Here is an 11,891-nt window from a genome sequence, read left to right on the forward strand (position 1 = left end):
TTCTATTATTCAAAATTAATTTTCCTCTGCAAAGATATAAAAAAGTTGCAGGTTACAAGTTCACTAGTCGCAAGTTATTAAAAACAATACACCTTGATTAAGGGTATTCAGCTTGTAATTTCAAAGTTCTAAGCGGTGCTGATTACGTTGAATACTTGATTCTAAATCCAGTTAAAATTTCTTTGTAATTATCTTGTGCAGTAAGGCACGTATCAAGCAAATAGTTTCTGACATGACTCCATTCCTGCAATCCACGATAATAAAACATCTTCAACTCTTCCGTGATGATAAACGGGACAAAACCATTCGCCAGACACTCTTTGAACATGATTAACCGACCAACACGTCCATTACCATCCTGAAACGGATGAATGGATTCGAATCTTTGATGCAAGTCAATAATATCCTCGAAAGTCTTAGACTTCTTCGCGTTATATTCTGCCAACAAAGTTTTAACTTCATAGTGGACCAATTCCGGTGGTGTTGTCAAGATTCCGCCCACCTCGTTCGGTAAACGCTTGTAGTCACCAACAGCAAACCAATCTTTACGATGGTCAGACGTTCCGGATTTCAAAATATAATGCAATTCTTTGATATATTTTTCTGAAAGTCGCTCTTCTGCCCGGTCAATAATTAGATCAATACAACGAAAGTGGTTGGTCGTCTCGATAATATCATCCACGTTCACACTTTCATCTGTTATCCCGATCGTGTTGGTTTCAAAAATGTAACGCGTTTGGTCGTGAGTTAAGCGACTTCCCTCGATGTGATTGGAATTATACGTGAGGTCTATTTGTGTACGATGATAAATGCCCCCCTTCAACTTCATTTTCTTCTGTTCTCGCAATATAGCAAGTAATGGCATAACCTCCATTGGGGAAGACTTACGCATGGGCAATCCGGCAGCTTTTGGAATATTCCAAGTTTTACCCGTTAAAAACACCCCCTCGATCTTCCCGGTCGCACAATAGTTGCGTGCAGTACGCTCCGAAATACCGTATTTCCTAGCAAATTCATTCACTGAAATATATTCCATATTAAAATTATCGGCAAGTTTTACATTTAGATTTCAAACAAAGGTAGTTGTTTTTGCCGGTAACGGCAAAAAAACAGACCATGTTTATCGCACATCACACTCAAAAATACACCAGATCGCCTTTCATTAACAATAAATTAAGATTCTGGCATCCCCTACATTCTTTGTTATACACAAATTATTTACTACTTTTGTCACACGACAACAGAAAAGTTCAATTAAAACATTTCAAATATGAGAAAAGGATTATTTTATATATCAGGCATCTTAATATTTACATTACTTCTTTCCTCTTGTGTTTCTAAAAAGAAATACGAGGAGTTAGCCAGAGCGAAAAGGAGCATTGATCGGGAAGTGGCAACTTTGGAGAATGACAAAAAATCATTGGAATCCGAAATGCAGAAACTGAAAGATGACTTCAACGCTGTTCGTTACCAGTTGACAGCGAACAATGCCGCCAAGGACAAACAGATTGATGACCTGAACACCCAATTACGTGCTTTACAAAGCAAGGAATCAGCCTTAAAATCAGAGTTAAAAGACGTGTCAGAACAGGTAAAATCCAAAGTACAAAGCAGCGAAGGACAACTAGCTGAACTACAACTTCAACTAAAAAGGACAACCGAGGAACGGGACCAAATCCGGAAACAGTTGACTGACTATAAAACCAACGCTGACTGGGACAACCGCAAATTGAGCAACGAAGTGGAACATATCAAATCGAGCCTCAAATTCAAAGACAGCGAGATTGCCCGTTTGGAAAAAGAGATTGCCGGGGTAAAAAAACAGTTAGCAGATGCCAAGAGCCAGTTAACCAAGAAAACCCAAGAGGTTGAAAAACTGACAAACCAAGTAAATCTTCTGAAAAAAGAACTTAGCAGGTAATTAAAAATGATTTATATCATTATCAGCATAATAGGGCTACTAGTAATAGTTGCCCTTTTTACATACTCTTCAAAATCAAAAACGAAAACAGAAGAGCCTCCCGTCGTGGCTCCCCCTGCCGATTGTTGTGGGGCTCATGCCATCTGTGAAAAAGGGCTGAAAAAAATAGATGAAAAGATCGAATATTTCGATGACGAGGAACTCGATCAATACAGGGGTATTCCCTCCGACGGTTTCGATGACCAACAAATTGACCAATTCCGGGAAATCCTATACACGATCCGTCCCGAAGAGCTATCCGATTGGTTTATCAGTTTGGAGAAACGAGGAATCGAACTGCCGGATGTTCTGAAACAGGAACTCAATTAGTGTCGAATCAACCTCTTCCTACCCGACGGAATATTTCCGCTCCTATTTTACAATGCAGACAACGATGTGCATCACAATATTCTCGTTTTACCTGTAACAAAGCTTGGGATTGTAAAGCGGAATTCACCTGTACCCCGTAACGGGTCCACGCATCCGAAATATGATTACGTTCCGCCCTCAACTCTTCCAGCCATCGTAACGCCTTATCACAATATCGTTCTTCCCCCCGTTCTTTCCCGTAAATGAACAGGAACGGTATCAAGGCATTAATAATAATTACGTTCTTCATGCTATTCCCCAATTTCTTCACCCGTTTCACGGAAACCACTCCTAATTTATAGTGAGTATCCCAATAAGAAGAGGCGGTTACGTCCAGTAAACCATAAATTTCCGACACGTCTGAGGCATCCAGCACACTGGAAAGCAAGAAATTGAAACGCATCATCAAAGAGGCCAGCAAGGCCAGACGAACCGTGGGAAAAGCTATCGGACGAATCCGCATGAATTTCCATTGAGAAACATTCATGGCTTCCAGTTGGAATTTGGCTGCCTGATACTCGTACTCCTCCCGCAAACCAAGGGCATACTCGTCTGTTTCCGGCACGTCAGCCAACAAACCGGCATACCCTAAAAGCAACGCCTCCACCCGGAAAAGAGATTCACTACTACGAACCACTTTTTTGTAAGATAAGTTTTGAGCCAGCTGGGCGAAAACATCAGCGTTCACGTTCCCAGACCAATACCGTACCAACATCCGGTAGAAACATTCCTCCCAATCATTTTTAGTCTCCCGCAACATCACCTGAATATCTTTACATTTACGTTCCAACCGCTCGATCGCGTACCCCGTGAACAACATTTCCAAACGGGTCGAATCAATCTCTTTCAAGTGTCGATGACAACGGGGTTCAACAGGTACTCCCTGCATGAAAACATACTCATCCCATAACCTATTATCATAGACCAGGGTAATCGCATCAATTTCCCGACCACGAGAATCGTACACTTCCATGTCTGCCTCACCCACCACGGAGAGAATAACATTATTATAGGCCAAATCTTTTTCGTGAGCATGACGGAACCAATCACTTCCTTTCTGATGAATCTCCACGTTTCCCACTTGCACAACATCATTGATACGCACTTTAGCATTAAAGAAATCCGGTCCGGCATCCCGATTCTGAAAACCGACATTTAAAATTTCTACTCTTTTCCCCTTGGTTGACATACACACCGTACTCGTGAAAAGCGAATTCGCCCATACATACTGCAAAAACTCTTCTGTCATAAAATTCACTTGTTAATTGATATGAATATTTCAGACCCTAAAAACGCCATTCACAATATTACGCACTTTTTTACAAAAAAACAAGTGCTAAATTTTTATAAATTCTAATCCTTTCTCCTTTCTATAACGTTTTATACCTATATTTGTTGAAAAGAATAACCAAGCTTTGACTATAACATAAAACAGGAAACGAATATGGAAAATGAGAATTTAACTAAAAGCAAGAAAGATAAGACGTTAATGATAATTATCGGGGTGTTGTCCGCAGTTTTAATCGTACTCTTCGTGTTCTTCCTCGTGGAGAAAAAGGAAAACAGGGAAAATATGATTGTTATTACGGCCGAGAAAGAGGAATTGCAGCAAGAATTGACCGATCTGAGCCACCACTACGATAATCTGAAAACAGACAACGACACGTTGAACGCCAAACTCGTACACGAGCAAGAAAAGATTGCCACGTTGATGGATAAAATGAAGAAATTCCGAAATGATTCTTACGCTGAAATTAATCGTTACAAACGCGAGATCGGAACTTTAAAAACCGTTTTAAGAAGTTACGTGGTACAAATCGACTCGCTGAACCAACTGAATCAAAAGCTCCTTGCCGAAAACAAAGAGGTGAAAAAACAGATGGACTGGGTACGCGAACGCAATAAGACCTTAGAAAAGAAGACGGAAAAAATGGAAGAGACTCTTGAAAAAGCCAACACGCTGGCCGTCGAAAACTTCCACATTTACCCGATCAACAAAAGAGACAAGGAAACCACGTTGAAAAAGTGTTTCCAATTAAAGGCTGATTTTACCATTTCCCGTAACATCACGGCAAAACGAGGTCCTAGAATGATCTACTTGCGGATCACCCGTCCGGATGGAGAAGTACTGGCTGCATCCAGCAAATCATTCTTTAAATTCCAAAATGCCTCCCTGACCTATTCTGCCAGAAGAGAGATCACGTACGAGGGTGAAAAATTGGATGTTGCTATCTATTGGCCGAATGACGGTAGTCTGACGAAAGGAGAATATGTGGCCGATCTGTTCTCGGATAATCAACAAATCGGTTCACTTAAATTTATTTTAAAATAAAAAAAATGAAACAAGTTACAAGAAAATCAGTAAACTAATTAACCTGGGATTTGTAACTTGAAATTTGAAACTAAAATTAATAAACATGAAAACAGATATTGAAATTGCAAACTCGATCGAGATAAAACCGATTTACGAGATTGCAGATAAATTAGGCATAGACAGAGATTTATTGGAACCTTATGGAAGATATAAAGCCAAATTACCGTTAAGTTTAATTGATAAATCAAAGATCGACGGCAAAAAATTGATTCTTGTATCTGCCATATCACCAACTCCTGCCGGAGAGGGTAAAACAACAATCTCCATCGGTCTTACAGAAGGATTGAACCGGATAGGGAAACAAGCAACGGTCGTACTACGTGAACCCTCACTTGGCCCGGTATTTGGAATCAAAGGAGGAGCCACCGGTGGTGGTTACTCTCAAGTCGTTCCAATGGAAGACATCAATCTGCACTTCACGGGTGATTTCGGTGCTATCGAAAAAGCTCATAACCTGCTATCCGCCCTTATCGACAATAATATTCAAAGTAAAACCCATTCTTTGAATATTGATCCTCGTACAGTAACCTGGAAACGGGTGATGGACATGAATGACCGTTCCTTACGCCATATTATCGTAGGCTTGGGTGGTACGTCAGCTGGAATCCCGCGGGAAACCGGATTCGACATTACTGCGGCATCCGAGGTGATGGCCATTCTCTGCTTGTCTGATGATTTCGAGGATCTGAAAAACAGACTGGGTAACATCTTTATCGGTTACACCTTCGACAAGAAACCGATTTATGCCCGGGATCTACACGCACACGGTGCAATGGCGGCCTTATTAAAGGATGCAATCAAACCGAATTTGGTACAAACTTTGGAAGGCAACCCGGCCATCATACATGGTGGTCCCTTCGCAAATATCGCCCAAGGAACCAACTCAATCATTGCCACTCGTATGGGATTAACCCTCTCCGACTACGTGGTGACAGAGGCCGGATTCGGTTTTGACCTCGGGGCGGAGAAATTCTTCGACATCAAGTGTGTGAAAGCCGGATTAAAACCCACCGCTGTCGTTATGGTGGCCACCGTTCGGGCATTAAAATACCACGGGGGAGCCAAACTAGACCAATTGAAAGAACCGAACTTAGAAGCCTTGAAGAAAGGTGTGGCCAACTTGGAAAAACAGGTCGAGAATATGAAGAAATTCAATATCTGCCCCGTTGTTGCCATCAACAAATTTGTTACGGATACCGACGAAGAGATCGCCTTCCTTGCCGAGAAATGTAAAGAACTTGACGTTCCCATGGAAGTGGCTGAAGTATGGGCAAAAGGTGGAGAAGGTGCGGAGAACCTGGCTCGTTTGGTTGCCAAAGTGGCAGAACAATGTACTTGTAACATGAAACCATTGTACGATTGGGAATGGAGTGTTGAAAAGAAGATTGAAACCATTGCCAAAGAATTATACGGTGCAGCCGCTATTGACTACACGGCAGAGGCTAAATCGGACTTGAAAAAAGTGATGGACTTAGGCTTGGATAAACTCCCGGTTTGTATCGCCAAAACACAGAAATCATTGTCGGACAACCCGAAATTACTTGGCCGTCCGAAAGATTTCGTGGTAACGGTACGCCAGATCGAGATTGCATCCGGAGCCGGATTCATCATCCCGATTACGGGTAGCATCATGAGAATGCCCGGTTTACCGGATATTCCCGCTGCCGAAAAAATTGACATAGATAACAACGGTAAGATCACTGGATTGTTCTAAATAAATTTTAAACTGGAGGGTGTGTCAAAAGTCATTTTTCAAACTCCCTCCCCCCTTCGGGGTACTCCCTCTATAAACAGAGGGAGAGTTGAAATACTCCCTTTCTTCGGGAAGAATCTCCAGCTCCTTCTCTGTTTATAGAAGAGGTGGCACGAAGTGACGGAGGAGTTTTTTGAGGATAAAATACCTTTTGACACACCCTCCTTATTTTCGTTCTAAGCCATGGATACCATTGATATTGTCAAGTTTCCCCCGTATGCAAGTAACGAAACGCTACAAGTGTTAAGCTACCACCTGGACCGGGAATGTAATCGTATCACCTTGAAGGAAGTAAACTGGCCGGATACCTATCCTTATCGCCCGGATATCCATTTCCGGATTGCTTATAACGAACAGCACATTTTCTTGAAATTTGACGTGCATGAAAATGAATTCCGAGCCACGGAAATCACGGATTGCGGACACGTGTGGGAAGATTCCTGCGTGGAACTTTTCATCCAATTGGAAGACGGGGACGGATACTACAATATTGAAATCAATGCGATCGGTACAATCTTATGCGCTTACGGTACGGGTAGAGAGAATCGCAGCCTAATGCCAATGCAAATAAGTACCACCATTCTCAGGGATTCTACCATAAAATTCAACAATGAGAATCAAGATGAAGCTTTTTATCAATGGTCACTGATTATCAGATTCCCTCACACTGCTTTTTTCAAACACACTTTTATGCCCACTTCCGGAACCACGATCAGGGGAAATATTCATAAATGCGGGAACAAACTTCCCCACCCTCACTTTGTCACGTGGAATCCGATTCCAACGGAAAAACCGGATTTCCATCGACCGGAATTCTTCGGAACACTTATTTTTAAATAACTAACCATGAAAACAGGATTATTCATACTGATAGCTGGAATTTTCTGCGTGTTGCTGAATGACTCGCTTCTATTTTTACAGATCAGACGTTATTTCAAGCGAAAAATATGCTCGTATTTATTCTGGCTGCACTCTTTGTTTTTCGTGGCTTGTATCGTGTGGTATCACTTGTTTATCCCAACTCTAAAAGGTCCGGAAGCCTATTTCTGGGTGGAAAAATGTATCTCTATTATCCTGCTGTTCTATACCCCCAAGACTTTGTATATCATTGTAAATGCTTTCTCTATCTTATTGAGGATGGCTAAATGCATTCCTGCTGCCAGAATCGTGAACAGACTGGCTCTAGGTATAGCTCTAGCCTCTTTTATTGTTATATTGAACGGGATCACGTGGTACAGGTACAGCTACAAAATTGAGCGGGAGACCGTGTGTATCAAAACTCTACCCGACGCCTTCAATGATTTTCGCATCGTACAACTAACCGATTTACACTTGGGAAGTTACGGAGAACATTATCCCGGAATCACGAAACTCGTGGATGAAGTAAACCGGTTAAATCCCGACTTGATCGTGTTTACCGGAGACATGGTAAATAGTTTTGCCTCGGAAATGGACCCTTGGATCGAAACCTTAAAAAAATTAAAAGCCAAATACGGCAAATATGCCACGACCGGGAACCATGATTACGGTACTTACGTGAAGTGGCCCTCGAAAACAGACCAAGAGAATAACCTGAAACAGTTTTTCAAGAATATGGAACGGGCTGATTTCACGATGCTGAATAACACGAATGTCCCGCTTGTCATCGCGAAGGATACGCTTTATTTGGCCGGGGTTGAAAACTGGGGACTTCCCCCCTTTCCTTGTTTTGGTAAATTAGCTCAAGCCTTGGAAGGAACAGACGGTTATCCCGTCATTCTCCTTTCTCACGACCCGTCTCACTGGCGACACGAGGTACTAAATTATCCTGTGGACCTCATGCTGGCAGGTCACACGCACGCCATGCAACTGGGAATCACCATCGGCAGTTTCCGGTGGAGCCCGGCAGTGTACGTCTACCCGGAGTATAACGGACTGTATACAGCAAACGGCCAGCAATTGTACGTCTCCCGGGGAGTTGGTTATCTGGGATTCGCCGGACGTATCGGCCAAAGACCGGAAATCACCTTAATCAAGTTAACCAACGATTGTAAATAATGAAATCTTCCCGGAAAAACTCTTTCAGTACCAGATTGACCATCTATATATTATCCGTTTGCACGGTCATATTTCTGGTCATCTTTATCATCCTGTATGTATTGCCGAGAATATCACAATACAAAAATGTCACGATGTACTCGGAACTAATCGCTGAACAGGCAGAAAATCAAATTAAAGAACAAGGCAGGGTGATTGAAAGAATTAATTCCATGCTGAAACTCGAGCCGATAAAAGACCTGCTTATTGCCGGAGATCGTAACACGTTTAAGTCCGTATTGAAAAACTCCCCCGAAATATGTGGTTGCGCCTTAGAATACGAACCGGGCTATAAAGATCATGATGTGTTTGTTTACCGCCATAAGGACTCCGTCCATTTCAAAAAATTGTCACACGGTAGTATCCATTTTTCCACAGAACGTTTGGACAAAGACGCCCATGCTCAAAGAAAATCTTATTGGAGTAACTACTATTACAGTTTTTCCTATATCAAGCAACGGGTTTTCTCCCGTTTCGAGCCGATGTATGATTCGAAAAATCAATTTGTGGGGTATCTACGACTGGATATTTTCTTAGAAGAATTCACGGATTTTGTCAATCACCTGTCTCTCTATAAAACAGGTTATGCCTATCTAATGAACCGGAACGGTATTCTGATTGCCCACCCGAATCAAGAAATCCGAATGTTCAGTGATATTCGTAAATACGCAGAAACTAAAAATATTGATTACGAAAAAATCCTCAAAAGAGCCACGAAAGAAGAAAGCGGATCGGGTGAAATATCCATTGATCACGTTCGTTTCTTCGTGTATTTCAAACATATGCCCCACACGAAATGGGTATTGGTTGTTATCTGTCCGCATCACGAAGTGTTTGATTCTATCGCCCGTATTAACGATCTGATCCTGATCTGTTGCATCTCCTGCTTGATTCTTCTTTTCTGGGTGGTTATCCGGGTGATCAAGCGTTTATTCTACCCGTTGAAACAATTCTCAACAGTCACACGCATGATTGCTGACGGTAATTTCAATGAACCTATACCCATGATCGGGAATAAAGACGAGATACAGGAACTACGGGAATCATTTGTCTATATGCAAAAAAGGATCGTTGAATCGATCGAGAATCTTAGGATCAGCACGATCGAAAAAGAGAAGATAGAAGGTGAAATGCGTGTAGCTCAACGCATCCAAGAAAGATTCCTTCCCTCAATCCCCCGAATCTCGAAATTCCATTTCTCCCTGTATGCCCGTTTGGAACAATCCAAGGCTGTCGGCGGAGATATGTACAGTTATTTCGTGAAAAGAAACTGCCTCTATTTTATCGTGGGTGACGTGAGAGGGAAAGGTATTCCAGCCGCCTTGTACATGGCTTCGGTCTCCACCCTCTTTAATTATATCGCTCCCCGGAAACGTACTTCCTCGGACATCTGTAATACTATTAATAATTACATGAGTGACAACGTGGAAGACGATATGTTCATCACCATGTTCGTCGGTATTCTCGATTTAAAGAACGGGATACTATCTTATGCTAACGCGGGCCATCCTTTCCCGATTCTATGTACACGGGAAGAGAAAGAGGTGAAATTCCTTGAAGATTCATTGGGTATTCCAATCGGTGTTATGCGAACCATGTATAAAGAAAGCCGCTATCAAATGGAAAGTGGCGATATGCTCTTCCTATACACGGACGGGTTGACCGAGGCCCAGAATTCTGAACGCCATTTTTACGGGAAGGAACGGGTGAAAAAGGTTATCGAATCCAACCCTTGTGACACCCCGCAACAACTAGTTCATATCGTCTTAGATGATCTGAAAGAATATACCGGGAATAGCCATGAAGAGGCGGACGATCTGACATTGTTTGCTGTGCAATATTTATAAAAGGGAGGAGGGACAAAAGTCGTTTATCAAACACCCTCCCCTTTTGATTCATTTTTTAAAATCCCGATCAACAACTTGTAAATAAGCTTTCAATAACTCTCCATCTTGGGGATTGGTGTTAGGTCCTATCGGCTTTTTTGTTTTCAGATCATAGATGTATGCCCCGTTATTCGTCACCACTGCCGCCGCATTCGTGAAAGAATAAAAAGCAAAAGGTTTGGCCGTCGGGTTCAACAGATTCTTGCTGTAATGGAATGCCTCGGCGTTCATTCCCAACTGGGCAAACAATGTTGCCACCATATCGGTCTGAGATCCCAATGTATTGACCACGGAATCCTGCACGTTCATCGCTCCTCCCGTGAAGATCATCGGAATTCGATAAGCCTCCGGCAAATGAGGTTGTAAATTCCCCACGTGACGGGTTCCATGATCGGCTACCAGCACGAATAAGGTATTATCCCAAAGCCCCGATTTCTTACACTTTTCAAAGAATTCTCCCAGACATTGGTCCGTGTACGCAATCGCATTCTTCAACTTGGAACCGCTATCATCTCCCGGAATCTTTGTCTCCATAGGAACGATAAAGGGTTCATGACTACTCATAGTAAACGCCATATACATGAACGGTACTTGGGCAATTCGTAAATCTTCGTAAAGACGATCAAGCATATACCCGTCATGTACCCCCCATTTGAAACGGTTCTCGATGGCCTCTCCCGAAAAATCATCCTCGGTAACTGTACCCTGAAAACTCATGGTCACGTAAGAACGGAAGCCGCCAAAATTGAGATCCCCTGCATAATAAAAACGAGTAGAGTACCCTTCTGTTTCGAAATTCAGCGGGAAACGGGGTTGTTCATAAGTCTTGTTCGGGTATTTCAACATGGATGCATTCGGATAAGCGGGGAAACCGCTGATCACCCCCAAAATACCCCGGTCTGAACGATTTCCGGTTGCGTATATATTAGAGAAAAATATCCCTTCCTTGGCTATTGCTTGTAAATTCGGCATGGCGTCCCAAGCGTTTAATGTGAATGTTTCCAACAAGAGTACCACCACGTTAGGTTTATCGGTTTTCAATACCTTGGGATAATCTCCCGTTTCCACATACACGCTATCCACCAACTGTTGAGCCTTATCCTCCGGCATAAAAGCATAATTTCCCTTTACCTTGTCAATATGCATTACCTCGTACAGGAAGTTCCATACCGGATTAACCGCAGCCTGATTCGCGTACATATTTTTGTTATTGAAAAACACGAAACTCACGTTCATTGGGGCCACGTTGAAACCGCCTCTCACGGGAATAAACGCAACACCACCTAAAATAAGATATACGACACCGTACCATAATGCCTCCCGTCTGTCCGTACGAAGAGTCTTGGCCACCCAACGGCGGTAAATCGCGTAAAAAACAGCCACCATGACTGCATAGAGTAACAAGAGCAACAGAATCAACCCCGTCGGAGTTGAGGCCATCGCCTCTCCGGGTGTCTTCAAGTAAAACAAGGG

The 11,891-nt window shown here is 42.6% G+C and carries 10 protein-coding genes; 7 read left to right on the forward strand and 3 right to left on the reverse strand.

Annotated features, from left to right (window positions below; genetic code table 11):
• Positions 1-142: 142 nt before the first annotated feature.
• On the reverse strand, positions 143-1,036 hold the full coding sequence (locus AB5542_RS06520) for a Fic family protein (RefSeq protein ID WP_118302276.1): 894 nt from the start codon (positions 1,034-1,036) through the stop codon (positions 143-145).
• 234 nt (positions 1,037-1,270) lie between these two features.
• Here AB5542_RS06520 and AB5542_RS06525 point away from each other — a divergent pair, with 234 nt between their 5' ends.
• Complete coding sequence (locus tag AB5542_RS06525; RefSeq protein ID WP_087420287.1) at positions 1,271-1,921, forward strand: hypothetical protein; 651 nt, start codon at positions 1,271-1,273, stop codon at positions 1,919-1,921.
• Positions 1,922-1,927: 6 nt separating this feature from the next.
• Positions 1,928-2,290, forward strand: coding sequence for a hypothetical protein (locus AB5542_RS06530; protein WP_279037235.1), 363 nt, complete (start codon positions 1,928-1,930; stop codon positions 2,288-2,290).
• A 7-nt stretch (positions 2,291-2,297) separates the two neighbouring features.
• Here the strand turns inward: AB5542_RS06530 and AB5542_RS06535 are convergent, their stop codons facing one another.
• The gene (locus AB5542_RS06535; RefSeq protein ID WP_279037237.1) at positions 2,298-3,578 is read right to left on the reverse strand and encodes a DUF2851 family protein; all 1,281 of its coding nucleotides are present in this window, start codon (positions 3,576-3,578) and stop codon (positions 2,298-2,300) included.
• A gap of 195 nt (positions 3,579-3,773) precedes the next feature.
• Between AB5542_RS06535 and AB5542_RS06540 the strand changes: the two genes are divergently transcribed.
• From AB5542_RS06540 to AB5542_RS06560, 5 genes are all read left to right on the forward strand, one after another.
• Entirely contained in the window at positions 3,774-4,661 is an 888-nt protein-coding gene (locus AB5542_RS06540) for a coiled-coil domain-containing protein (protein ID WP_118302270.1), read from the forward strand.
• An 85-nt stretch (positions 4,662-4,746) separates the two neighbouring features.
• Positions 4,747-6,417 (forward strand): formate--tetrahydrofolate ligase, encoded by a 1,671-nt coding sequence (locus tag AB5542_RS06545; RefSeq protein WP_118302268.1) that lies wholly within the window; start codon positions 4,747-4,749, stop codon positions 6,415-6,417.
• A 222-nt stretch (positions 6,418-6,639) separates the two neighbouring features.
• Entirely contained in the window at positions 6,640-7,296 is a 657-nt protein-coding gene (locus AB5542_RS06550; protein WP_118302266.1) for a carbohydrate-binding family 9-like protein, read from the forward strand.
• 6 nt (positions 7,297-7,302) lie between these two features.
• On the forward strand, positions 7,303-8,493 hold the full coding sequence (locus AB5542_RS06555) for a metallophosphoesterase (protein WP_118302264.1): 1,191 nt from the start codon (positions 7,303-7,305) through the stop codon (positions 8,491-8,493).
• Positions 8,494-8,627: 134 nt separating this feature from the next.
• The gene (locus AB5542_RS06560) at positions 8,628-10,379 is read left to right on the forward strand and encodes a SpoIIE family protein phosphatase (protein WP_158571935.1); all 1,752 of its coding nucleotides are present in this window, start codon (positions 8,628-8,630) and stop codon (positions 10,377-10,379) included.
• 48 nt (positions 10,380-10,427) lie between these two features.
• Here AB5542_RS06560 and AB5542_RS06565 read toward each other — a convergent pair.
• On the reverse strand, positions 10,428-11,891 hold a 1,464-nt coding region (locus tag AB5542_RS06565), incomplete at its 5' end, for an LTA synthase family protein (RefSeq protein ID WP_368243020.1).

Source organism: Butyricimonas sp. RTP31003st1_G1_RTP31003_210430, assembly GCF_040920905.1.
Classification (GTDB): domain Bacteria; phylum Bacteroidota; class Bacteroidia; order Bacteroidales; family Marinifilaceae; genus Butyricimonas; species Butyricimonas paravirosa.